The following is a 24,500-nucleotide window of genomic DNA, read 5'->3' as shown; positions in this document are numbered from 1 at the left end:
CGCTGTTCACCCCAGCTTTTCGCACACTAATTGGAGTACTTGGTGCATGCCTAAGACAATGCCTGACATCGCGAACACCTCTCGAGCCAACACTGAGGGCACCCTCAACTGGGTCGGGATGGGTCACATCGAAATGCCCATGATGGCTGCATTCGATGGACAGGCGCCAACGCGGGTCAGCACCAAGATCGACGCCTTCGTGAACCTGGCCGATCCCAAAGCAAAAGGGATCCATATGTCCCGTTTGTACCTGCTATTAGATGAGCTTTCCACTGGCGGTGTTCTCGATTATGCCAGCATCAGCAGCCTGCTCGAAGGATTTATTGAAAGTCATCATGAACTTAGTGATCGCGCCAAGGTCACCTTCCAGTTCGACTATCAGCTGCGTCGTCACTCGCTGATTTCCAAAAAAGAAGGCTGGAAAAGCTACCCACTAACCATTACCGCCGAGCTGAGCCCGCAAGGTCTGGATGTTGAGCTGGGACTCGAAATCCCCTACTCGTCCACCTGCCCATGCTCTGCGGCACTGGCGCGCCAGCTGATCCAAAAGGCCTTCAGTGAGCAGTTCGCCGAGCAATCTCAACTGGACGCGGATACGGTGTATAACTGGCTAGGCAGCACCCAAGGGATTGTGGCCACCCCGCACAGCCAGCGCAGTATTGCCGAGTTGAAGATTAAACTGCAGCAAGGCGCTGGCGACATGCCCTTTGTGTCGATCATCGATGCCGTGGAAGATTGTCTAAAAACGCCGGTACAGGCAGCAGTGAAGCGCGAAGATGAGCAGCAGTTTGCCCTGCTAAATGGCCAAAACCTGATGTTCTGTGAAGACGCCGCGCGCCGCGTCAAGCACTGCCTGGAGCAGCGCGCTGACGCGCAAGACTTCTGGTTGAAGGTACACCACCTGGAAAGCCTGCACGCCCACAATGCTGTAGCGGTTGCCACCAAAGGTATCTCCGGCGGCTACACCGCCTAATTCACGCGCCGTTGGTGCAAGCCTGTCCAACCTCAGTCAGGCTTTCACTGGCGTTTGAACAATAGCGCGCTCGCCCGCTGTTCTTGGCCTTGTAGAGCAGCTCATCGGCCATCGCCACCAGCTCACCGTAGTCGCGATCTGCCGCGGGTTGAATGGTAGCCACGCCGACACTCACCGTTAGATGCGGTTTCACCTTCGAGAACAGGTGCTCAAAACGGCGCTTCTCAAAGGCTTGCACCAGCTCGCCCGCCACCTTCTCGGCCCCCTGCTCTTCGGTGTTGGGCAGCAGCACCGCAAACTCTTCGCCGCCATAGCGCGCGACTAAGTCCGAGCCACGTTTGGTCACCGAGCTGACCAGCCCCGCGGTAACCTTTAAGGCCTCGTCACCTTTCTGGTGACCATAGTTATCGTTGAACTGCTTGAAGCAGTCGATATCCAGTAGCAACAAGCTCAGCGGTAGCTCTTCGCGGGTATGGGTCACCCACAGCTCGCTTAGCCGCTCATCGAAGCTACGACGGTTAGCCACCTGAGTCAGGCTGTCCATAAAACTCAGCTCTTCGAGCTGCATAATGGCATCGGCCAGCTGCTGCTGGGTCTCTTTGCGTTCGGTAACGTCGCGGGTAATGTAGATCACCCCTTTCTCGCCGCTCACATCATCCAGATAGGGGCCTTTGATGACCTCGTACCAACGCTGCTGACCGTCGTTGAAGTAGACCAGCTCTTCGTAGCGCAGCGGCTCGCCTTCATCGAGGATCTGCTGATTCTGCTTGAGGTGGGTCTCCAGCGCCTCGCCCTCTACCACCTCGCTGAGGTGCTTGGAGATCACCTCACTGCTGGTGCCGCCAAAGATAGCCGCAAAGGGCTCATTGGCACCCACGATAACCCCTTGGTCATCGAAAAAGCCCAGCGGATCGGGGGTGGAGTTAAACACGGTGCGGATCAGACTGTTCTGGCGACCCAGTTTGCGCTCCGAGCTCAAGCGGTGTTGGTTTTCCTGCTCTAACTTACGGTTAAGCTGGTGCCACTTGGTAACATCGTAGGAGACGCTCAGCACCCCGGTTACCAGTCGCTGCGGATTACGCAGCGGGTAGACGTTGTGCTGCAGCAGGATCTGTTGATCGTCCGGTGCGCTAAACCACTCGGTACTTTGGCAGCGCTCGCCGTTGAGCACCTTCTCGTCAAACTGCTGGCTCTGCTCTAGCTCTTCCTTGGTCATAAAGTCGGCCATGTTCTTGCCCGACAGGCCACTGGGCGACTGGCCATGGAAGCTGGCCCAGGCACTGTTACAGCCGAGCAGGCGACCACCGGCATCACGGAAGTAGATAAACTCGGGGATCGAGTTCAGCACATCGCCAAACAGGGTACGTTCTTGCTCCACCGATTTGAGGTAGTCGTAGCCAGCAGCATCTTCATAGGCGTTGATAAACCAGCTCTTGCGACCTCGGTAGCGGCGATGGTTAGCGTACAAAATCGCGACCGAACGCTGGCCGTCCAAGCGGAAGTTCCAGTGTACCCCGAGCACCTGGCCACGCACCTGTGTCTCAGACAGGCGGCTTAGCAGTTGCCCGGCCATACCGCTCTGCGGAAAGCGCCAATGGCTCCCTTTGTTTTTGAGCTGAAACAACTCGCAGGCCTGCTCGTTGCAGTAGAGGATCTTTTGACTACTAGCGCAGAACACCAACTGCGCACCGGGACACAGCCCACTGATGGAGCGCACCCGGTTATACCGCATACTAACCCGGACCAGAACCGTGGTCAGGCCAAGCACGACGGCTAAAAAGAGAAACAGACTCAGCTGCAGCCAAGAATCTGTGGGGAGTGTGTAAGACATTGAACTGTATAATCATTCCGTGTACAGCTCTCTAATTTACAGTAAACACCTTAAAGATAAAGGGCTAATGTGATCAATAATTACTCGATCTAAAAAACTGCGATCAAGCACTTACTCACTGCAGTAGCGCGAGCCTTGCACGCCGGTCGCCGCCAAGCCCTTGGCAATGGCGGTAATCGGCGGCCAGCGCTGCTCACACCAATCCGGTGCAACCAGCAGCGGTTTGCGCGCCTCAGCCGCGACTCGGTGATAGACCACCTCCGGCGGGGTGTGCTGAATCAAGCGGATCGCCTGCTCCACATACTCGTCTTGACTCATTAGCTCGATACGACCAGCACGATAGGCTTTGGCCATAATGCTGCCCTCAACCACGTGCAGTGGATGCAGCTTGATGCCATCCACATCTAATGCCAGCACCTGCTGCAGAGTTTGCATGTAGTGCTCAGGCCCCTCGCCCGGTAGCCCCAAGATCAAGTGGGCACACACCTGCAAATTCAGAGATTTAGCCTTCGCTACGGTATCGGCAAACTCGGCAAAGCCATGGCCACGGTTGATGCGCTTTAGCGTGTCGTCGTGGGCGGTTTGCAGCCCCAGCTCAAGCCACACTTCTTTGCCTTGTTGTTGGTAGTCGGCCAGCAAATTCAAGACTTGCTCGGGTACACAATCGGGCCGGGTGCCAATACACAGCCCCACCACTGAGGGGTCTTCCAGCGCTTGCTGGTACATGCCTTGCAGATATTCGATCTCCGCATAGGTGGAGGTGTAGGCCTGGAAGTAGGCCAGATAGCCAATGTCTTTGTGCTTCATCTCCGCCTTGCGCTGCTCCAGCTGTTCGGCCACGCCTAAGCTTTGCTGGTGGGGCTTTACAAAGGAGTCAACGTTGCAGAAGGTGCAGCCGCCACGACCGATGGTGCCATCGCGGTTGGGGCAGGTAAATGCACCATCAACGCTCAACTTACGCACCCGGTGGGGGAAACGCTGTTTTAGATGACGACCGAGGGTATTGACGTAGAGATCGAGTTGCACCGTAGATTACCGCTTAACAATGGCTGCTGAATAAAAGTTGGGCGATTTTAGAGGAAGCCCGTGCAAGAGTCAGCTATTTTTTCAAGGAAGCACGGGCGTAACCCTCAGCGTAACGGACACTGAATCGCACTGTAAGAATATCTCATTGAAAATAAAGGAATAAGCTGAGATATCCGCGCCAATCAAGGAGGAGAACCATGGCAATCTATGATCCTCAACTGGTCAAAGATAACTGCGGCTTTGGGCTGATCGCCAATGTCGAAGGCAAGCCCAGCCATAAACTGGTGCGCACCGCCATCCAGGGCCTGCAACGGATGCAGCATCGCGGCGGCATCTCCGCCGACGGTAAAACCGGCGACGGCTGCGGCCTGCTAATGGCCAAGCCCGATGGCTTTTTCCAGATGCTGGCCGAGCAACATGGCTGGCAACTCGCCCCCTGCTACGCGGTGGGGGTGTGTTTTCTGCCCACCGATCCGGTCAGCGCTCAGGCCGCCCGCCAGCTGATCAACCAGCAACTGGAACAAGAAGCGCTGGATGTGGTGGCCTGGCGAGAAGTACCGGTAGAAGCCGATATCCTCGGTGAGCTGGCCCGGCAAACCCTGCCACAGATTGAACAGGTGCTGATCAACGCACCAGCAGGCTGGAGCGGCGACGACTTGGAGCGCCGTCTGTATATGGCGCGCCGCCGAGTGGAGAAAAAACTCGACAAGCTAGCCTGCTATATCGCCTCACTCTCGGCGCAAACGGTGGTGTATAAAGGGCTGTGTATGCCCGCCGACCTGCCGCTGTTCTATCCCGATCTAGCCGATATCCGCCTGGCCAGCACCGCATGCCTGTTCCACCAGCGCTTTTCGACCAACACCTCACCGCGCTGGGAGCTGGCTCAGCCGTTTCGCCTGCTGGCCCACAATGGCGAGATCAACACCATTGCCGGCAACCGCCAGTGGGCCAAGGCTCGTGGCTATAAGTTCGCCTCGCCACTACTGCCAGATCTGCAAGATGCCGCCCCCTTTGTTAACGAAAGCGGCTCCGATTCCTCCTCCTTAGACAATATGCTGGATTTGTTTCTGGCCGGCGGCATGGACCTGTTCCGCGCCTTCCGTTTACTGATCCCGCCCGCCTGGCAAAATCACCCGAATATGGATGAAGACCTGCGCGCCTTCTACGATTTTAACTCCATGCATATGGAGCCCTGGGATGGCCCAGCCGGGATCGTGATGTGTAACGGCCGCTATGCCGCCTGCGGACTGGATCGCAACGGCCTGCGCCCGGCCCGCTACGTGCGCACCAGCGAAGGCTTTATCACTCTTGCCTCGGAGATCGGCATCTGGGACTACCAGCCTGACGAAGTGCTGGAGAAGGGTCGGGTTGGCCCGGGCGAGCTGCTGGTGATCGACACCCAAGAACATACCCTATGGTCGTCGTTCGAGATTGATCAGCAGCTCAAGTGCCGCCACCCCTATCGTGAATGGCTACATAACAACTGCAGCCGCCTGACCCCAGCCGACCAACTCAGTGACGAGCAGATCCAAGACGCACCGATGGACGCCGCAGAGCTATTGGTGCAGCAAAAGATGTTCGGCTATAGCCGCGAAGAGTTGGAGCAGGTCGTCCGAGTACTGGGCGAGCAAGGCCAGGAGGCCACTGGCTCGATGGGCGATGATGCGCCGATGGCGGTGCTCAGCTCACGCAGCCGCTCGCTCTACGACTACTTCCGCCAGTGCTTTGCTCAGGTTACCAACCCGCCCATCGACCCACTGCGTGAGCGCCATGTGATGTCGCTGGCCACCTTGATTGGCCGCGAGCAAAACGTCTTTAGAGAGACTACCGGCCACGCCAACCGCTGTGGCTTTGAATCGCCCATCTTAAGCCCCAGCGACTTTAGCCAGCTACTGGAGCTCAATGCCAAACACTACCAGCACCAACGCTTGGAGTTGAACTACCCAGAATCGCGAGGCTTAGAGGTCGCCCTAGAGCAGCTGTGTGAGCAAGCCTTGGAGGCGGTGCGCGCAGGCACGGTGCTATTAGTGCTGAGCGATCGCAGCCTACAAGCGGATCATCTGCCGATCCCCGCGGCGATGGCGGTCGGGGCGATCCAACAGCGCTTGGTGGAACAGCAGCTACGCTGCGACAGCAATATCATTGTCGAAACTGGCTCGGCGCGCGATCCGCACCACTTCGCGGTGTTACTCGGCCTTGGCGCTACCGCCATCTACCCCTATCTGGCGCTGCAAAGCCTCAATGCCATGGTCGCTGACGGCAAAATCCCACTGGGCGTTCGCGAGGTACAAAGCAACTACCTCAAGGGCATTGGTAAGGGCCTGCTTAAGATCATGTCGAAGATGGGGATCTCCACCATTGCCAGCTACCGCTGTAGCCAGCTGTTTGAGGCGGTGGGGCTCTCTTCCAAGGTGGTCGAGCGCTGTTTTACCGGCATCACCTCACGTATCGAAGGTGCCGGCTTTAACGACCTGCAGGCCGACCAACACAACCTGGCGACCCGCGCCTGGATCAAGCGTCGCCCCCTCGAACCAGGCGGCCTGCTGAAGTACCAACACGGCGGGGAATACCACGCTTACAATCCGGATGTGGTGCAGCTACTACAACAAGCCAGCCAGAGCGGCGACTATGCCACCTACCAGCGCTTTGCCGATGCGGTCAATCAGCGCCCTATCTCCAGCCTGCGCGATATGCTAGCGCTCAAGAGCGCCGAGCAGCCACTCCCTATCGAGCAAGTAGAAGATGAACAACAGTTCTTCCGCCGCTTCGATACCGCCGCCATGTCGATTGGCGCGCTGGGCAAAGAAGCCCACGAAACCTTGGCAGTCGCCATGAACCGCTTGGGCGGCCAGAGTAACTCCGGCGAAGGGGGCGAGGATCCCAGTCGCTTTAACAGCGAGCGCAACTCCAAGATCAAGCAGATCGCCTCGGGCCGCTTTGGCGTCACCGCCCACTACCTGCGCAATGCCGAGGTGGTGCAGATCAAGATGGCGCAAGGGGCCAAGCCCGGTGAAGGCGGCCAGCTGCCCGGTCATAAGGTCAGCGTTGAGATCGCCAAGCTGCGTTATTCAGTGCCCGGGGTCACCCTGATATCGCCACCACCGCACCACGATATCTACTCGATTGAGGATTTGGCCCAGCTGATCTTCGACATCAAGCAGATCAACCCGCAGGTGCTGGTCTCGGTCAAGCTGGTCTCCGAGCCCGGGGTGGGCACCATTGCCACCGGGGTGGCCAAGGCCTATGCCGACTTGATTACCATCTCCGGTTACGACGGCGGCACTGGCGCAAGCCCGCTTACCTCGGTTAAATATGCCGGTAGCCCTTGGGAGCTTGGGCTGGTCGAGACCCACCAAGCGCTGGTCGATAACGGCCTGCGCCATAAGGTGAGGCTGCAAGTCGACGGCGGGCTGAAAAGCGGGCTGGATGTAGTCAAAGCCGCCATCCTTGGCGCCGAGAGCTTTGGCTTTGGCACCGGGCCAATGGTGGTGATGGGCTGCAAATACCTGCGGATCTGCCATCTCAACAACTGCGCCACCGGCGTAGCCACCCAAGACGAGACCCTGCGCAGCAAGTACTTCCTCGGCCAAGCGGAGGCAGTCATGAACTACTTCCGGCTACTGGTGCGCGAGGTACGCGAGCTGATGGCCAGCCTCGGCGTGGCCGAGCTGACTCAGCTGATAGGCCGCACCGATCTACTGGAGCTGCTGCCCGGCATCACTGCCAAACAGCAAAAACTGCAGCTGGGCGAACTGTTGGTTCGCCAAGACAGCCCCCACCCGCAGTTTAACCAGCAGACCAATGCGCCTTTCGACAAGGGCGAGTTAAACCTACAGCTGTGGCAAGCGGCCGAACCGCTACTAGGTAAAGCCGCCAGCCTAAGCTTTGGTATTCGCAACACCGATCGCAGCGTCGGCGCGCTGCTGAGCGGCGAAATCGCCCAGCGTTATGGCAACCAAGGGCTTGCCGCCACCCCACTGACCTTGAAGTTCAACGGCACTGCCGGGCAAAGCTTTGGGGTATGGAATGTCGGCGGGGTGGAGATGGAGCTCACCGGCGATGCCAACGACTACGTCGGCAAGGGCATGACCGGCGGCAAGCTGGTGATCAAACCCCACCTTGGGGTCGCCTTTGCCGCCCACGAAGCCAGCATTATTGGCAACACCTGCCTGTATGGCGCCACCGGCGGCAAGCTGTTTGCCTCGGGCAAGGCGGGCGAGCGCTTTGCGGTGCGCAACTCTGGGGCCATCGCAGTGGTGGAAGGGATTGGCGATAACGGCTGCGAGTACATGACTGGTGGAATCGTGACCGTATTGGGCCAGACCGGGATCAACTTTGCCGCAGGCATGACCGGCGGCTTCGCCTATGTCTATGACCAAGACGGCCAATTTGCCCAACGCTGCAATGGCGAGATGGTTGAGCTGCTGAGCGTCACCGAGCTGCCGATCCATCAAGAACACCTGCGCGGCCTGATTAACGATCACCTCGATGCTACCGGCAGCTCGCGCGCTCAGGAGCTGCTTAACGACTTCGAGAGTCAGGTTGGCCACTTCCATCTGATTAAGCCCAAGTCTGCCGAGCTTAGCTCGCTGCTAGGGCATAAACGTAATTCTGCCGCCGAGCTGCGGGTGCATGCCCAATAAGGGCGCAAGGAGGTCACTATGAGTAAGAATGTCTTCCAGTTTGTAGACGTGCAGCGGGTGGACCCGAGCAAGAAGTCCATCGCCCGACGCCGCAGCGAGTTTATCGAAATCTATCAGCCCTTTTCGGCCACCCAAGCGGAGCAACAGGCGGACCGCTGCTTAGACTGCGGCAATCCCTACTGCCAGTGGAAGTGTCCGGTACACAACTACATTCCCAACTGGCTGAAGCTAGCCAACGAGGGGCGGATCTTAGAGGCGGTAGAGCTGTGCCACGAAACTAACAGCCTGCCCGAGGTGTGTGGCCGGGTCTGCCCGCAGGACCGATTATGCGAAGGCGCCTGCACCCTGAACGACCAGTTTGGCGCGGTAACCATTGGCAATATCGAAAAGTTCATCACCGACAAGGCCTTTGAGATGGGCTGGAAGCCCGATCTTAGCGCCGTGGAGCAAAGCGATAAGACCGTCGCCATCGTTGGCGCCGGACCGGCCGGACTGGCCTGTGCGGATATCCTAGCGCGCAACGGCGTGAAGGCCACAGTGTTTGACCGCTATCCGCAAATAGGCGGGCTACTCACCTTTGGTATCCCCGCCTTCAAGCTGGAAAAATCGGTAATGCAAAAACGCCGGGAGATCTTCGAGGGCATGGGCATCAAGTTTAGACTCAACTGCGAGGTGGGCAGCGACGTGGCCTTCGAGCAGCTACTTAGTGACTACGATGCGGTGTTCCTCGCTCACGGCACCTATCGTTATATCAGCGGCAATTTTGAGCACGGCGATGCCGACGGTGTAGTCGATGCCCTACCGTTTTTGATTGCCAATACCTACTACGTGCAGGACTTCGCCAACCCTCCGGCCCCCATCTCCATGCAGGGCAAACGGGTGGTGGTGCTCGGCGGTGGCGACACCGCCATGGACTGCGTGCGCACTTCGGTACGCCAAGGTGCCAGCTCGGTCACCTGCGCCTACCGACGCGACCAAGACAACATGCCCGGCTCCGCCCGCGAGGTCTATAACGCCCAAGAAGAGGGCGTCGAGTTCCTGTGGAATGTCCAACCGCTCGATGTAGTGGTGAACGCCCAAGGGCAGGCCTGCGGCGTGAAGCTGGTGAAAACCCAACTGGGTGAGCCCGATGAGCGAGGCCGCAGACGCCCCGAGCCGGTGCCTGGTAGCGAGTATGTGCTGGAGTGCGATGCGGTGATCCAAGCCTTCGGCTTTCAGGCCGCCGAACAGCCTTGGCTGGCCGCCCATGGGGTTGCACTGGACCAGTGGCAACGTGTGGTCGCGCCTGAGCAAAGTGAGTTCGCCTTCCAAACCTCCAACCCCAAGATCTTCGCTGGCGGCGATGCGGTGCGCGGCTCTGACTTGGTGGTTACCGCCATCTATGAGGGACGCACGGCTGCTGAGGGGATGATGGATTATTTGGGGGTCTAGTAGCCCCCTTCTTTCCCTACGCCGCAGCTTACATACCAAGTTCAAAGTTGCCGGTCTGTTGTTCATTCGCATCAAACGCCAAGCGCTATTGATAAGACACCTGCGCTATCGCGCAATCTAGGCTCTGCACAACAGGGGAGCGACGAGTTATGCTTGAAGCCATTCAGGTTATTAACTCCAAAAAGGAGCGCCGGTGTACATTCCGAAGCACTTTCAGCAAGACGATATCGAAGCGCTGCTGACGCTTGTTCGCAGTCATCCCTTTGCCACTCTGGTAACCCAGTCACCAGTCGGTCCCGATGCGATGCACCTCCCTATGCTGCTCGAGCAACAACCAGATAAACTGCTGCTTAAAGGGCATATCGCCAAGGCGAACCCGCTATGGAAAACCGCAGGGGAGTCTTCGCAAGTCCTTAGCATATTCCACGGTCCCAACTGTTACATCTCGCCCAACCACTACCCAAGCAAGGCGATGCACGGGAAGGCGGTGCCTACCTGGAACTATGTGGCGGTGCATGTAAAAGGTAGCTTGACCTTCAAACACGACAAATCTTGGCTGCTTAAGCTGGTCGATGGCTTAACCCAAGAGCACGAGTCGAAGAAAGCCAAGCCCTGGTCGGTGAACGATGCCCCAGACAGCTATATCGACAAGCTACTGAACGCGATAGTCGGGGTTGAAATCGAGGTAGAACAGATAGAGGGGCAATGGAAGCTTAGCCAAAATCAACCGCCAGAGAACATTGCTGGCGTTATCGAGGGGCTGAAAAAGTCCGGTGATGATCGCGCAATGCACGTAGCTGACTTAGTCAAGAAAAGTAGCCCGAAGTAGTTATAGAAAAGTGGAGCAAAGCTGAGCGGCAACACTCAGCTTTGCTCTTGCTCGCTAGTCCATGAAGCGATTGCTGAACAAATCAACCAAGGCCTGATTCACCGAATCACCCGAGGGTAGGCCCTCACCGTTGTGGTAGATACCAAAGCTGTACTCGTGGTAGGCATGGTAGTTAAAGTGGGTGCCGCGCTGCTCCAGAATATCGAGCATATCCTCCACCCAGCGCTCGCCGCCTTGATCGTCCTCGAAGCAGTGGCGGATGCAACCGAACTCCCCCAGATACAGCGGCACACCTTGGGCGCGGGCCCAGGACTCAATCAAGTCGATCTTCGCTTCCAACAAGGGGCGATCCCAAGCTAATACCTTATCGACGTCCCCTAGAAAATCTAGTCGCAAGCGACTCGTAGACCCAGCTAGCCCTTGGCCTCGCATCAAGCCAGAAATCTGATAGCCATAGCCCGGCTTGGGCACAATCAGCTGAGAACGGCTGGTCCAGTCGGCACCAGCAGTGGTTCCCTCGGCTCGGCGCACCTCGAGCCCCGACTCTTGATACACCCGGCCGCTACCGCTGCCATTCTGACTCCAAAAGTACCAGTTCTCTTGGTTGCTAAGGTCCACCTCCATCAGCACATTACCCCGGCTGGAGCCGGGGGCATATTCCAGTACCACCGCATCGGCAAACTCAACGTAACCGCTCACGGCCTTAGCCGCTAACACCGGATAAAGCACCTCGACCTCTGGATCGTTTGCCCACCAAATCTCCCCTTCCATCTGCTGCCATTCGCTGTGGTCTTGAGCCAGTGTTGGATTACAAAACGTTCCCCCGATCCAGCGGGAGTTGCCAACAATCTCATAGCGGTAGGGATCAGGATATTCGCGAGCGGCGCTATAGCCAACCAGCCAATCAGCTTGCTGATGGGTCAACGCCATCGGCTCATAAAAGTGGTACTGATAGAGAATGTTAGGGTCCTCGAGTCGGAAGAAGTTTTGCTGCTCATCCACTTCCCAGCTGATCTGAGTTCCCAAGATCCGTTCCACCGAAACAATATGCTCGGGGTTGACCTCGCGGATAGCCGCGACGATTTCATTGGCTAACTGCTGCCACTGGCTATTGCTGCGCGTGGGTCGTGGCTCGTTGAGCAGATCAAAGGCGACAATGTTCGGGTGCCCTCGATAGCGCATCGCGATTGCTTGCCAAAGGCGGGTTAATCGCTGTTGGTTGCTGCGCTCTTCCCACAACGCATCTCCAGCACCGTTGGACTGATAGCCCCCTTGCGGGGCGTGCATGTTTAGCACCAGATAGATGCCATGTTTCTCCGCCCACTCAAGGTTTTTATCCAGCCAATCCCAGCCCGCCTGACGATAGACATATGGCTGGCTGTCTCGTTCAAACAGTTGGTAGTTAAGGTAGAAACGGATGCTATTCAGCCCCATTGCTTTGAGGCGCAGGTAGTCGCGTTCGTCATGGTGCTGAGTAGGCGCATTGGGGTTGGACCAAATCTCGTTACCAAAGGCGACGCCCCGTAAGGTGTGCTCTTGCCCGGCGCCATCGACGATCAGCGCTCCATCAACCCGCAGGCGCTGGCTATGGTCATACTCATCAAAGGCGCGGTAAACCGGCACATCCAAGGGCGGAAGCGATTCATCAGGCTGTTCCAGTGCCCCACCGGAGCTGCCACAGGCGGAGACCAACAACACCGCACTTAATCCGAATAATCCTTGCCAAATCAGTCGCATCACACCACTCCTGCTTTCCTTGTGCATTGAACAGAACAACAACGCCCAGTACACCAGACCTTTCCGACAAAAAAACGTGATGCTATCGAAAAACTATCTATCTGTTTTAAAAAGAGTTTAGAACGGTGAGCTATGCCGCAAGTGGGTGAAAGCGAAAGCAACCCTAAGGCTTCCTTTGGTCAATAGCTGGCTGTGCTAAAGTGATTAGATGCTGTGTTTTCGGTTGTGTGCTGCTCTAACCATCGTTAGTGGGAGTGAATCGATAGCACGCTCACCGGTTTAGAAGCAGGTAATACGCGATGCGCCTTCTCTTACTGTTATCACTACTGCTCTCATTTGGCTCGATGGCCGAGCACCGTGATGACTGGGATGTGGTGAAGATCTGTCACTTGGAGTGGGGACGCTCTACCGGCGACTACCTCAAAGACAAGGGCTTCTACCTACACCTTGCCGAATCCATCTTCGTCAACGCCGGCTATAAAGTGGAGACGTACGTCCTGCCATGGAAGCGCTGCCTAAAAAGCACCGAGGCGGAGCTTATCGATATGGTGGCCGCCGCCTGGCTTACCCCGGAAAACACCCAGAACATGCACTACCCTCCGGCGTTGCTCTCTGGCTATATTGCCCAGAATCACCTGATTACCACCAACACCGGTATCCCGAACTCAGAGCCTGAATCACTGCGAGGTCTGCGCTTTGGCAGCCCGGCTATCAACAGCCTTCCCGATAGAATTCGCGAAGAGTACGTACCGCTGTTCTCCAGCATCAAGTATCAAAACACTCAGGTGCTGAGCATTAAGATGCTGCTAAAAGGCCGCATCGATGTTATCTACAGTCCGCTCGACACCTTCCTCGATGTTTATGACACCTTACCGCGCGACGACCGCCCCGCTTACAAGGTGCTGCACCCCGGCTTTGGTGGGCAACCGGTGGGGCCGTTGATCCCGAAAAACAGCGAACGCCCGGTTCGCCAACAACGCTTGATCGCCGACTACAACCGCTCGTTTCGTGAGATGTGCCTCGATGGCCGCCTGCAGCAGATCATGATTGAGCATAGCGAGGAAGATGGCATGCTCACCCACCTGCAGTATCCTGACTTACCGGACTTGCTGACCCATTGCACCTTGCTGCTGAATGCCCAACGCACCAATGGAGATGTGAGTGACGAGCAGCTACTTACTCTGTCGGGCCATCTCGACAGCGACCCTAGCACCCGCCTAGACCGACACGTCAATCAGGAAAGTGATTAGCCCGTGCTATACTGCGCGGCAAATTTCAAACTAAGCGAAAACTATGAGTGATACCGAGATGTTGGCAGGCTATGCACGCCTGACCGCCAAGCAACGCTACGAGCAGCTAATCGAACAGGCCCGTAAAGCGGGTGCGCTTTGGACCCTTAGCGATGAGCAAGGCTGCCTAATCGTCGATACCGAGAAAGAAAAGGTGTTGTTGGTGTTCGCAAATGAGCAGCTTGCCAAGGCCTGGGCCGAGCAAGATCACCCAAGCTTTGCCCCGCTGAGCATTCCTGTGGAGATGTTTGTCGAGAAGTGGGCGCCGGGCATGAGCAATGATGGCTTCGATGTGGCTGTCGCCCCGTCAATGGCGGGTGAAGGCACCATCGTCAGCCCGGGCCAACTGGCCGAAGAGCTGAGCACCGGTAAAATCGGCTAAGTTTGTTGGCCGCAGCCGCCGCGAGTATTTTTTTAAGCCGCAACTCAGTGTATGATTTGCGGCTTATTTATTGAGTCCCACGCAGGGGCGAATGTTGTAAATCAAACAGGAAAAGTCATGACTACGAATGCGTTAATCGAAGATTTGAAGGCAAGGGGCCTGATCGCTCAATGCACGGCCGATGAGGAGTTGGCGGAGCACCTTTCAAGCGGTTATCGCACCTTGTATTGTGGCTTCGATCCAACCGCCGACAGCCTACACTTGGGCCACTTGGTACCACTTTTGGTACTTAAGCGTTTCCAAATGGCCGGCCACAAGCCTATCGCCCTAGTAGGCGGCGCCACCGGCCTTATCGGCGACCCAAGCTTTAAAGCCGCTGAGCGCCAGCTCAACACCCCCGACGTGGTTGCCGGATGGGTAGACAAAATCAAAGGCCAAGTTAGCCAGTTTATCGACTTCGACTGCGGCGAGAATGCCGCCATCGTCGCCAATAACTTGGACTGGACCGGCGAGATGAGTGCGCTGGATTTTCTGCGTGACGTGGGTAAGCACTTCTCAGTGAATGCCATGATCAACAAAGAGTCGGTACAGCAACGTCTGAACCGCGAAGGCTCGGGCATCTCGTTCACCGAGTTCTCTTACGCCCTGCTGCAAGGTATGGACTTCGCCGAGCTGAACAAGCGTTACGACTGTACCCTGCAAGTGGGTGGCTCTGACCAATGGGGTAACATCGTCGGTGGTATCGACCTGTCACGCCGCACCAACCAAGCGCGCACCTTTGGCCTGACCGTACCGCTGATCACCAAGTCAGACGGCACCAAGTTCGGTAAAACCGAAGGCGGCGCAGTATGGCTAGACCCACGCAAGACCTCGCAATACGCCTTCTACCAGTTCTGGATTAACACCGCCGATGCCGATGTGTATCGCTTTATGAGCTTCTTCACCTTTATGGCGCAAGATGAGATTGAAGCAGTACGCAAAGCCGACGCCGAGCGCCAAGGCCGTCCAGAAGCGCAAAGCATTCTGGCCCGCGAAGTAACCCGTTTGGTACATGGCGAAGAAGGCCTGCAAGCTGCCGAGCGCATTACTCAGGCGCTGTTCTCTGGCGACCTGAGCCAGCTAAGCGAAAGCGACCTGGCCCAGCTGGCCCAAGACGGCCTGCCAAGCGTGAGCGTTGAGCAAGCTGAAATGAGCCTGGTTGAGCTGCTAACCACCACTGAGCTGGCCAAATCTAACAAGATGGCGCGCGAGTTCATCGGTAACGGTGCAGTGCAAGTGAACGGTGAGAAGGTCACTGACCCTATGGCCAACTTCAGCAAAGACGATGCCCTGTACGGTAAGTACAGCATCATCAAGCGCGGTAAGAAACTGTTTAGCTTGGTAAAATGGGGCTAATCGCCGCTTAGACAAACCAACCAACAGTTGTTACTGAGTAATAGTGGGCACTCACATAAGGGTGCCCTCGTCTTTCCTTGCTCCGCGATTGCTGTCGACATACACTGGTGACACAAGGGCTATTTACCCAATTGTCATAATTGCGCCGCAACGGCGTGCGATAGTCGGCAAGATAATAAAAGGATGAAGAAAGACTATGCAAATTCGCCCAATTCAAGAACAAGACGCTACCCGTGTTGCCGAGCTGGCAACCCAACTTGGTTATAAACCTACCGCACAAACCGTCAAACCGAACATCAACGCGATTCTGGAAAACCCCGCCCATCAGGCCTTTGTCTATCTGGACGAGCAGGATCAAGTGATTGGCTGGGTGCACGTATTCGTGGCGCTGCGCCTCGGTTCACTGCCCTTCGCAGAAATCAGCGGCGTGGTGGTAGACGGCGAGACTCAAGAGCAAGGTATCGGCCGAGCTCTGGTAAAACATTGTAAGCACTGGGCTCGTAGCCGTGGTGTTGCCCATCTTCGAGTACGTTGTGACGTTGAACGTGAGCAGGCCAACGGATTTTATGAGCACATTGGCTTTAAACTAAGAAAAGACCAACACGTGTATGTACGTGAGTTATAAGAGAAAACTATGACTACAGCGATTATCGGCGCAATGGAGCAAGAAGTTGTTGCACTGCGCGAGCTAATTCAAGACTGCGAAACCTATAAGTTGGCCGGATGTGAGTTTTACAGCGGCACCATCGAAGGTCACCGAGTTGTATTAACCCGCTCAGGCATCGGCAAGGTAGCAGCAGCGATTGCGACCACAGTACTGATCGAGCGCTACCAGCCAAGCCGCGTGATCAACACCGGTTCTGCCGGTGGCTTCGACCCGAGCCTAAAGGTGGGCGACGTGGTGATCTCCAGCGAGGTTCGCTATCACGATGTGGATCTCACCGCCTTTAACTACGAGATGGGCCAGTTGCCGGGTAACCCCGCCGCCTATATCGCCGATGGCAAACTGGTGGATGTGGCCAAGCAAGCCGCCGCCGAACAAAGCGGCCACAAGATTATCAGCGGTCTTATCTGCACCGGCGATATCTTTATGGCTGCACCAGAGCGCGTAGCTAAAGCCCGGGCCGACTTCCCGACCATGGCCGCCGTTGAGATGGAGGGGGCCGCGATTGCCCAAGTTTGTCACTTGGCGAATGTGCCGTTTGTGGTGATCCGCTCGCTGTCTGACATTGCAGGCACTGAATCACCCGTTTCCTTCGATGCCTTCCTGGAAACCGCCGCCAAGCACTCCACCGCCTTGGTACTGGCAATGCTGAAGCGCTTCGACAGCTAATATGCAACAGGGGCTGCAATGGATTAGCCTGAGCCTGCCATGGCTGGCAATCTTTGCCATTGTGTTGATTCCCGGCTTTGCCATTCATGGCGTGGGCGGGTTTCTGCCCTGGCTGGGCAGGCGCTTGGCTGCCAAGGTCAATCGCGCCAACAATGGCCCCCATCAACAACGCATCGCGGGTTTACTCGCCGCGTTGGTGCTGATTATCCCCTGTTGTTTAGGCTTGGCGCTGTTTAACAGCATCAACCCGCTCTCTAGCCCCTTTGACGCCCTGCTGCTGGTGTTACTGCTCAATTGGCAAGGGCCAATGAACAGCTTCCAGCTGACCGCCCTGCAACTGGAGCAACACCAGCAAGCCCGTATCGCCCTCAAGCCTTGGCTACTGCGCGAATGCCAAAGCCTCACCTCGGTTGGCGTGGCCAAAGCCGGTATCGAGATGTTGCTGCTACGCTTGGCAGCGCAATGGTTCGCCCCGGTGTTCTGGTATGCCTTGGCAGGCATCGAGATGTGTGTGCTGTATGTGATGGTCTATCAACTGCACCTGAGCTGGAACCCCAAGCAAAGCGAGTACCGCCAATTTGGTGCAGCCCTTAGCCGCGGCTACAAGCTGCTGAGCTGGCTGCCGTTTAAGCTACTGGCGCTAGTGCTGGCCAGCCAAGGGGATTTTCGTAGCAACCTGCAGGCGGTTAAACAAGGCTTTCGCTGGCCGTTTAGCGGCAGTGGCAGCTTGCTTAGCGTCACGGCCAACAACCTCAAGCTGGAGCTGGGCGGCCCTCGTCATTACCAAGGGCAGCGCATCGAGCAGGCCTATTTTGGCCCAACCAAGTGCTACCCCAGCGTGCCGCAGATGCAGAACCTGATCACCCAGCTACGCCTGGCCTCACTGCTATTTAGTCTCATCATCGTTCCGGTCTATCTACTTCGTCATGCTCTCTAGATGTTACTACCTGCTGCTGACGCTGTTGCTCAGCCAAACAGTGTTTGCCGCCAATCCTCCAGTGCAACGCGTTATCGCCCTAGCCCCTCACCTCACCGAACAGGTATACGCCCTGGGAGCAGGTGACAAGCTGGTCGCCGCTGTCGAATACAGCGACCACCCGGAAGCGGCAAAGGCCCTTCCCCGCTTGGGTAATGCCCAATACATCAACCTTGAAGCAATACTCGCGTTTGAGCCGGATTTAGTGCTGATTTGGCCGCAAGGAGTACAACTCAACTTGGCCGAACAGCTAGCCAGCTTTGGGATCGCCACCTACCTGAGCGAAGCCAAGGACTTGTATGCACTGCCCGATAACCTGCGCGCGCTCTCTCAAGCGCTAGGTGTAAGCGAGCAAGGCGATGCACTGGCCAGCGATCTGGAGCAGCGCTTTGCCGACCTCAAGCGGCAGGCCACCTCGCGCAAGCCCATAAGCGTGTTTTATCAGCTGAGCGACCAACCGCTGATGAGCATCTCTGCCAGTTCTTGGATCAACGAAGGGCTAAAACTGTGCGCGCTGGAAAATATTCTTAGCGACGCCAAAGCGGCCTACCCCTTGGTCGATGTGGAAACGGTGGTCGCGGCCGATCCGCAGCTTATCTTGCTGGCGGGACCAGATGCGGGCTGGAATCAGTGGCCGCAAATGCGCGCCGTACAAGACGGGGCGCTGCTTGAGCTAGAGGTAGACCGGCTACACCGGCTCACCCCACGCACCCTCGATGGTATCGAGCAGCTATGCGAAATGACCGATGCATATCGATAAAAAAAGCCCACCTGTTACCAGATGGGCGAGAGCATAGAAGAGTGAAGCCATCGCTTCATTGTTGTATATGAAATAAGCGTGCCACTTTATAGTGGGTTAGTGAAAACGCTAACAGATGACTCGCTGAACGGCTCTCGCTAGCGATACCAAATCCCCGGCACCGGTAACTTATCCGCCAGAAAGTCAGGATTGATGGCCAAAAAGCGGCTGGTAACTTCCATCATCCGCGAGGCCGATGCCACCACCGAGCGCGCATCGCCAATATCGCAGTAGTGGGCTGCGCCCAGCTCGATAAATGCCGGTTCCAGTTTGTCGTAGTTCAGAGAGATATCGCCACACGCCGCTTCATGGCGGTGCATCTTGCGTGGGATCAGCGCGTCATCGACCTTCACGGTCATCGCTTCTGGCTCGGCGGTGAGCCGCTTGGGAATGTTATTCCACTCCTCCACCCCGTGAATAAAGGTGTTCTTGGTAAGTGGGCAGCCCAAAAACAAGATCTGCCCATCGACATCGACTAACTTACCCATCGAACCATCGCGCGGGCATGGCGTGCTAGCGTGAGCGTCGTTGGCAATGTAGCTGGCAGCGCCCTGGCCCACCGCCACGACCGAATGAGTGGGGTGCAGTGAGCGATAGGCCCGGGGGCGCTGACGCAAACGCTCGCCCAAGATCCCCACACACGAGGGCTCTTTGCGCGGGTCAAAGACTCCGCCGGGGTTATTGTGTTTGTCCCATGTGTGACAGGCCAATAGCAGCAGCCCTGGCTGCATATACTCACACAAGGCATCCAGTACCGTGTCGGCACCACCTTCCACGTGGCCGATGGCTTTCATCGAGGCATGTACCATTAGCGTTCCTGAGCGCACAATCCCCGAGCGCTCCAAATCATTCAGCAAGCTTTGACGAGTATGCATAATCTATCCTGATTTTTTTGATCCACGACTACAAGGATGTCTTCCATGATGCAGGGGCTGAGCACAAATACCAAGCGGGATTAGCGTGTTTCAACCCACGATTTCCGTAAAATTACTACTGCAAAGCTATTCAGTTCTCATTTGAGGGACTAGACTGCTATCTGGCTCTGGTCAAAGCACCCGTTGCTGGATAAAATCGCGATTTAGGTCACCTGAACAGATTGTAAAACCGGAATGGATTCAAAATGGGCTTGATCAATCTTTTACCGCCCTTGCATAAACGCTTATTGGTACTCAGTCTTGCGCTGGTTGCCATCGCAGGCTTTATCCCCAGCAAGTCAAAATCAAGCCATAGCATCGATGGTCAACGTACCGATCTGGTGATTGGCGAAACCATCAGTGCGACCGCAGCAAGCAACGCCAGCAGCGAGCCGCCAAGCCTAAATTCAAGTGCATCAGGAAGCACCTTAGCGGTTAGCCAACGCAACGGCTCCTCCGCCACAGTGACTGACTCAGTCCCGGTTAAGCTCGCCCCCAAAGCCGCGCCACAGGCCCCAGCGCCAACCGTGGCAGATGCGATAGCCAAACACACAGTGCAACCTGCGACGACAGAAACCCGTAATGAACCAGTAAGCGCAAGCACTGCCCAAGCCAGTGAGCCAGCAGAGCAAAAGGCCGAAGCGCCTCAGCTTGCCAGCAAGCCAACGGATACCCCTAGCGAGGCACCAGGAAGTACGGTAGCCGAAGCATCAGAAAATGCGACAACCGAAGCGCAAGACCAGCCACTTGAAGTCGCCCAACAGGTGCCAGCCCAGCCCGCTTCTTCTCAGCCGAGCAAGCAAACACTGACTACCGAACAACTACTGGCCGAGCAAGAGCCGGTCATCATGGTGTTCAACGAAGAGAACGAGCTACAACAAGGGATGCGCTATCAGCTACCGCTGGCGGTAAGCTCAACCCCGGCTCCGGCGAGCAAGCGCGAGCTCTATAGCAAGCAGGTGCAAACGGTTAAGAACGGCGACAGCCTGGCGCTACTGTTTTCCCGAGTCGGCCTAAGTGCCGCCACCCTGCATAAGATTGACACCTTGGGTGGCGATGCCAAGCAACTGCGCAAGATCCATCCGGGCGACAGCGTTGAGTTCTACCTTGATGATCAGCGGCAACTGGCTGAACTGCGCTACCCACTGGATAGCCGCCGCACCTTAAGTATTCAACGCCAGCAGCAAGGCAGCTTTGTTGCCGATATCGAAGAGCAAGCCGTTGAGCTGCGCTATGGCTTTGCCGAGGGCACTATCACCAGCTCGTTCTGGAATGCCGGGATCAAAGCGGGTCTTAGCCAAGGGCAGATCATGTCGCTGGCGGGGATCTTCGGCTGGGACGTCGATTTTGCCCAAGATATCCGATCTGGCGACCACTTCGTGGTGCTATTCGAAGAGCAATACATCAACGGTGAGTTCGTCGGCTATGGCAACATCGTCGCTGCCGAGTTTACCAACCAAGGCGACACCTTCCAGGCATTGCGCCACAGCGATGAGAACTACTACGGGCCAGAAGGTAAGCCAATGCGCAAAGCCTTCTTGCGCGCCCCGGTCAACTTCCGCTATATCAGCTCCAACTTCAATCCGCGACGCTTACACCCAGTAACTGGCCGGGTACGCCCACACAATGGCATCGACTATGCGGCCAAAGTGGGCACGCCGGTGGTTGCAGCGGGCGATGGTCGAGTTATCGAGGCGGGCTACAACAAGTTCAATGGTAACTACGTGTTTATTCAGCACAGCGCGACCTATGTGACTAAATACCTGCACCTGCACAAACGCCATGTAAAAACTGGCCAGCGGGTACGCCAAGGCAAAACCATCGGCACTGTGGGCGCAACCGGTCGGGTTACCGGCCCACACCTGCACTACGAGTTCTTGGTCAACGGGGTACACAAGAACCCCAGAACCGTGAAATTGCCAGAGTCCAAGCCGCTGACCGGACAAGACTTGGCGAGCTTCCGCGCGAACTCGACCCCGCTGCTGGAACAGCTCAATAACACCAAGCGTGTATTACTGGCGATGCGCTAACAAAACGGGAAGCTCAGATTTTGGCGCTTCCCTGCCCTCTCTGCGCGCTGTACCATAAAGCTACCGACGACCACTGCGCTGTATTATGGACCTTGAGCACCCGCTAAAACTGGAGCAACAGCTTTGCTTCTCTCTATACTCCACCTCTTTGGCAATGACCCAATTGTACAAGCCGCTGCTCGAGCCCTTAGGCCTGACCTACCCGCAGTACTTAGTAATGCTGATTCTGTGGCAGCAAGATGGCGTAGGGCTTAAAGATATCGCCCTGCAACTCGGTCAAAAGCCCGGTGCGCTCACTCCCGTTATCAAGCGCTTAGAGCAAGACGGCGTGGTGATTCGCTCGCGCCGCCCCGACGATGAACGGGCCCTGGCCATCTTCCTCAGCGATAAGGGCAAAGCGCTTAAGCTGCCTGCTGCAAAGGTAGGAGGGTGCGTTGCCGAGGCCTGTGGTATGCCGCTGCAAGAGCTGATTCAGCTTAGAGAAACCCTGTTAAAACTGCGCCACAATCTGCAGCGCTAGTTCCTCCCCCTAAGCACAGCAGCCCAACGACAGAATAATCGGACAAAAAAACCACAATAATCTGCTTGCATAACTTTAGTTATCGCGATAACTTTATAGCTAACGGTCAGCAAGGACCGCTTTTTTATCGACACATAGTTATCGCAATAACTATATTGCTAAGATTCAGGAGAACACCATGCAAGCCATCTACAGTACCAAAGCCACCTCGATCGGCGGCCGTGAAGGCAACTCAGCCTCTGACGATCAGCGCCTACAAGTAAAACTGAGCACCCCCAAAGAACTTGGTGGCGCGGGCGGCGACGGCACCAACCCAGAGCAGCTATTCGCAGCGGGTTACTCCGCCTGCTTTATCGGTGCGTTAAAGTTTGTCGCGGCCCAGCAAAACATCAGCTTTAGCGGCGAGCCAGAAGTGACCGCCGAAGTGGGTATCGGCGAGAACGACAAAGGCATTGGCTTCGCCATAGACGTTAGCCTGACCATCAAACTACCGGGCTTGGAAGGTGAAGCCGCACAGCAACTGGTTGAGACAGCCCACCAGGTATGCCCCTACTCCAACGCAACCCGTAACAATGTCGATGTGAAACTGAACCTAATCTAAACGCCGGTATACACATTGGAGGGGCTCAGGCCCCTTCTAGGCCTAACGCTTTACCACTCTCCCCCTCCAGAAGATGCAAGGCGTTAGATCGACAACCCCACAGCTCCTAAGAACAAAGCGCTAAAACGCACTTCCTTAATGGTGCTTACACCCATTTAAACTTGATTTGTCAGCATATACGGTTATTATTCGCACGTTTTATAGCAATAAATAGACTGAAGCGAAACAATAATGAAACATTCCATTGCAGCGGCCGCACTTTTGGCAGCCACCCTCACCCTTCCAGCCCACGCCTCATCTACTCAAGCAGGTGCTTACCTAGGCCTAAAAGCAGGCTCAATTCTTGTCGATATCGATGAACTTAAAAACGACGGCACCTTCGGTTTTACTGGTGGCTACCAGTTTAACAATGGCTTTGCAGTAGAAGCCGATGCCATGTTTGGTGGTGGCGATACCATCCTTAGTGGCCTTGACTACGATATGACCACCTACGCAATCTATGGCGCATACCGCTCAGATTTCCACAACAACTGGTTCCTGAAAGGTCGCCTTGGTCTGCTAAACGAGAAGGTTAAGCTTTCTGGTTATGGTGGTTCTGAGTCATGGAGCGACACCGGCCTGTCTGTGGGCTTCGGTGGCGGTTACCACTTTGACAACATCAGTATCGAAGCTGAATACACCATCGTGGAACAAGATGCTAGCTACTTCACTATTGGCGCTTACTACCGCTTCTAGTGTTAAAGGAAGGAGCCTTTGGGCTCCTTCTCGCTTTCAGCAAGCACTTGCTATCGCGCTACGTATCGCCTCACCAAACTAATACTCTTCTGGCGACACCCAAAGCGCAAGGTTTTCATAGATGGGATGATCGCTTAAGAAGGGATTGTCGATATGCAACACCAGCTTGTCTTTAATATTGGCCCGACGGATGGCATCGCCGTGGAAGCGGTCGAATATCTGTTTAAACTCGCCACTTTCTTGCAGTGCCCAAAGCCCTTTTTCGATCCGCTCGCGCAGGCGCACCTCATTCGGAGCCACGAAGAAGAACACCGGTAGCGGCACGTGTAGCGCTTTAGTTTGCTCAATGGCCATACTGGGGTACTTGCCGCGATATGCATCGAATTCCGAATAAATCTCGTTAATACCGCGACTAAAATAGTCAAAACGCCCATAGTGCAACATGCCAAACAAGCCATCGTAGTTGTTGCTAGTAACGATGGCGTAGCCTTGCGAGCGAAATACTTTGGTAGTACTCCACTGGGCACCCAGCCCAGCGCGTAGGCTCATCAGCTGCTCATTAGTGCTCAAGTTAGCGAACACCGCTTCATCCTTACGATTAATCAGTAACAAGCGATAGTTGAGCAGCCCTCGAAGGATTGGGAAATAGATAGGCGGTAGAGTCTCCTCCCAATGCTGCTGGCTGGCAGCGCTGTAGACGTTAATGATCTCGCCATGCAACAACTCTTTGAGCGCTCGCTCACGACGCAGTAAAAACGGCGCGTAATCGATGCGGTAAGCGCCGTACTCTTCCTCGGTGGCCTCCAGGGCAGCGGTGAGCACCGTTAGCGGGTAATCATTGCGCTTATCTTCTTGCGAATGGGGAGGGTTATAGCGGACCACATCGACAGCGAATGCAGAAAAGATCATCGAGCATAATAACAAAACACTCAATTTAATACGTAAAATCAAACGCATAGCTCTCTCCAACCCGTACTATCTTGGTCAGTTTAGTTGAGTGAGCGAGTAAGCCAGCGAACAGCGGCGACGATTAACAGATTGGTGAGGAAGATCACC

20 protein-coding genes are annotated in these 24,500 nt (G+C 56.0%); 15 read left to right on the top strand and 5 right to left on the bottom strand.

Translation table 11 applies throughout. The features are described 5' to 3' along the window. Window positions 1–46: 46 nt before the first annotated feature. Complete coding sequence (folE2, locus tag G461_RS0117945; protein WP_026972881.1) at window positions 47–973, top strand: GTP cyclohydrolase FolE2; 927 nt, start codon at window positions 47–49, stop codon at window positions 971–973. 1 nt (window position 974) lies between these two features. On the opposite strand, the gene G461_RS24725 is transcribed toward folE2, so the two are convergent. Then, the gene (locus G461_RS24725) at window positions 975–2,804 is read right to left on the bottom strand and encodes a sensor domain-containing diguanylate cyclase (protein ID WP_051333672.1); all 1,830 of its coding nucleotides are present in this window, start codon (window positions 2,802–2,804) and stop codon (window positions 975–977) included. Between the two features lie 111 nt (window positions 2,805–2,915). Beyond that, complete coding sequence (gene mnmL / locus G461_RS0117935) at window positions 2,916–3,830, bottom strand: tRNA modification radical SAM protein MnmL/YtqA (protein ID WP_026972880.1); 915 nt, start codon at window positions 3,828–3,830, stop codon at window positions 2,916–2,918. A 197-nt stretch (window positions 3,831–4,027) separates the two neighbouring features. On the opposite strand from mnmL, the gene gltB reads away from it, so the two are divergent. The 3 genes from gltB (at window position 4,028) to G461_RS0117920 (ending at window position 10,733) form a co-directional block, all read left to right on the top strand. Beyond that, window positions 4,028–8,473, top strand: coding sequence for a glutamate synthase large subunit (gltB, locus tag G461_RS0117930; RefSeq protein ID WP_026972879.1), 4,446 nt, complete (start codon window positions 4,028–4,030; stop codon window positions 8,471–8,473). 18 nt (window positions 8,474–8,491) lie between these two features. Then, the gene (locus G461_RS0117925) at window positions 8,492–9,904 is read left to right on the top strand and encodes an FAD-dependent oxidoreductase (RefSeq protein WP_026972878.1); all 1,413 of its coding nucleotides are present in this window, start codon (window positions 8,492–8,494) and stop codon (window positions 9,902–9,904) included. A 193-nt stretch (window positions 9,905–10,097) separates the two neighbouring features. Continuing rightward, window positions 10,098–10,733 carry an FMN-binding negative transcriptional regulator gene (locus tag G461_RS0117920; protein WP_026972877.1) on the top strand — a complete coding sequence of 212 codons (636 nt, stop codon included), beginning with the start codon at window positions 10,098–10,100 and terminating at the stop codon, window positions 10,731–10,733. Window positions 10,734–10,787: 54 nt separating this feature from the next. Here G461_RS0117920 and G461_RS25675 read toward each other — a convergent pair whose 3' ends face one another. Beyond that, window positions 10,788–12,470 (bottom strand): glycoside hydrolase family 5 protein, encoded by a 1,683-nt coding sequence (locus tag G461_RS25675; protein WP_051333671.1) that lies wholly within the window; start codon window positions 12,468–12,470, stop codon window positions 10,788–10,790. Between the two features lie 299 nt (window positions 12,471–12,769). On the opposite strand from G461_RS25675, the gene G461_RS0117910 reads away from it, so the two are divergent. The 7 genes from G461_RS0117910 (at window position 12,770) to G461_RS0117880 (ending at window position 18,605) form a co-directional block, all read left to right on the top strand. Continuing rightward, window positions 12,770–13,720, top strand: coding sequence for a substrate-binding periplasmic protein (locus G461_RS0117910; RefSeq protein ID WP_026972876.1), 951 nt, complete (start codon window positions 12,770–12,772; stop codon window positions 13,718–13,720). A 43-nt stretch (window positions 13,721–13,763) separates the two neighbouring features. After that, the gene (locus G461_RS0117905) at window positions 13,764–14,141 is read left to right on the top strand and encodes a DUF2750 domain-containing protein (RefSeq protein ID WP_026972875.1); all 378 of its coding nucleotides are present in this window, start codon (window positions 13,764–13,766) and stop codon (window positions 14,139–14,141) included. Window positions 14,142–14,258: 117 nt separating this feature from the next. Next, window positions 14,259–15,536: a tyrosine--tRNA ligase gene (gene tyrS / locus G461_RS0117900; RefSeq protein ID WP_026972874.1), complete on the top strand. Its 1,278-nt coding sequence runs from the start codon at window positions 14,259–14,261 to the stop codon at window positions 15,534–15,536. A gap of 196 nt (window positions 15,537–15,732) precedes the next feature. After that, window positions 15,733–16,161 carry a GNAT family N-acetyltransferase gene (locus G461_RS0117895; protein WP_026972873.1) on the top strand — a complete coding sequence of 143 codons (429 nt, stop codon included), beginning with the start codon at window positions 15,733–15,735 and terminating at the stop codon, window positions 16,159–16,161. A gap of 9 nt (window positions 16,162–16,170) precedes the next feature. After that, on the top strand, window positions 16,171–16,869 hold the full coding sequence (gene mtnN, locus G461_RS0117890; RefSeq protein WP_026972872.1) for a 5'-methylthioadenosine/S-adenosylhomocysteine nucleosidase: 699 nt from the start codon (window positions 16,171–16,173) through the stop codon (window positions 16,867–16,869). Between the two features lies 1 nt (window position 16,870). Next, complete coding sequence (locus G461_RS0117885; protein WP_026958588.1) at window positions 16,871–17,806, top strand: cobalamin biosynthesis protein CobD/CbiB; 936 nt, start codon at window positions 16,871–16,873, stop codon at window positions 17,804–17,806. Beyond that, window positions 17,796–18,605 (top strand): cobalamin-binding protein, encoded by an 810-nt coding sequence (locus tag G461_RS0117880; protein ID WP_051333670.1) that lies wholly within the window; start codon window positions 17,796–17,798, stop codon window positions 18,603–18,605. Before G461_RS0117885 ends, G461_RS0117880 begins: the two co-directional genes overlap by 11 nt. 137 nt (window positions 18,606–18,742) lie before the next feature. Here the strand turns inward: G461_RS0117880 and G461_RS0117875 are convergent, their stop codons facing one another. Next, window positions 18,743–19,519 (bottom strand): AAC(3) family N-acetyltransferase, encoded by a 777-nt coding sequence (locus G461_RS0117875; protein ID WP_035480667.1) that lies wholly within the window; start codon window positions 19,517–19,519, stop codon window positions 18,743–18,745. 245 nt (window positions 19,520–19,764) lie between these two features. Here G461_RS0117875 and G461_RS25670 point away from each other — a divergent pair, with 245 nt between their 5' ends. From G461_RS25670 to G461_RS0117855, 4 genes are all read left to right on the top strand, one after another. After that, the gene (locus G461_RS25670; RefSeq protein ID WP_051333669.1) at window positions 19,765–21,588 is read left to right on the top strand and encodes a peptidoglycan DD-metalloendopeptidase family protein; all 1,824 of its coding nucleotides are present in this window, start codon (window positions 19,765–19,767) and stop codon (window positions 21,586–21,588) included. A gap of 85 nt (window positions 21,589–21,673) precedes the next feature. Continuing rightward, the gene (locus G461_RS0117865) at window positions 21,674–22,108 is read left to right on the top strand and encodes a MarR family winged helix-turn-helix transcriptional regulator (protein ID WP_026972869.1); all 435 of its coding nucleotides are present in this window, start codon (window positions 21,674–21,676) and stop codon (window positions 22,106–22,108) included. 178 nt (window positions 22,109–22,286) lie between these two features. After that, window positions 22,287–22,709 (top strand): organic hydroperoxide resistance protein, encoded by a 423-nt coding sequence (locus G461_RS0117860; protein ID WP_026972868.1) that lies wholly within the window; start codon window positions 22,287–22,289, stop codon window positions 22,707–22,709. 231 nt (window positions 22,710–22,940) lie between these two features. Continuing rightward, window positions 22,941–23,444: a porin family protein gene (locus tag G461_RS0117855; protein ID WP_026972867.1), complete on the top strand. Its 504-nt coding sequence runs from the start codon at window positions 22,941–22,943 to the stop codon at window positions 23,442–23,444. Window positions 23,445–23,522: 78 nt separating this feature from the next. On the opposite strand, the gene G461_RS0117850 is transcribed toward G461_RS0117855, so the two are convergent. Beyond that, window positions 23,523–24,353: a type 2 periplasmic-binding domain-containing protein gene (locus G461_RS0117850; RefSeq protein ID WP_157360361.1), complete on the bottom strand. Its 831-nt coding sequence runs from the start codon at window positions 24,351–24,353 to the stop codon at window positions 23,523–23,525. Window positions 24,354–24,500 lie beyond the last annotated feature (147 nt).

The sequence above is a fragment of the Aliagarivorans marinus DSM 23064 genome, assembly GCF_000429485.1.
Classification (GTDB): domain Bacteria; phylum Pseudomonadota; class Gammaproteobacteria; order Enterobacterales; family Celerinatantimonadaceae; genus Aliagarivorans; species Aliagarivorans marinus.
The sequence above is the reverse complement of the archived record's forward strand: the minus strand, read 5'-3'. Positions and strand labels throughout refer to the sequence as shown.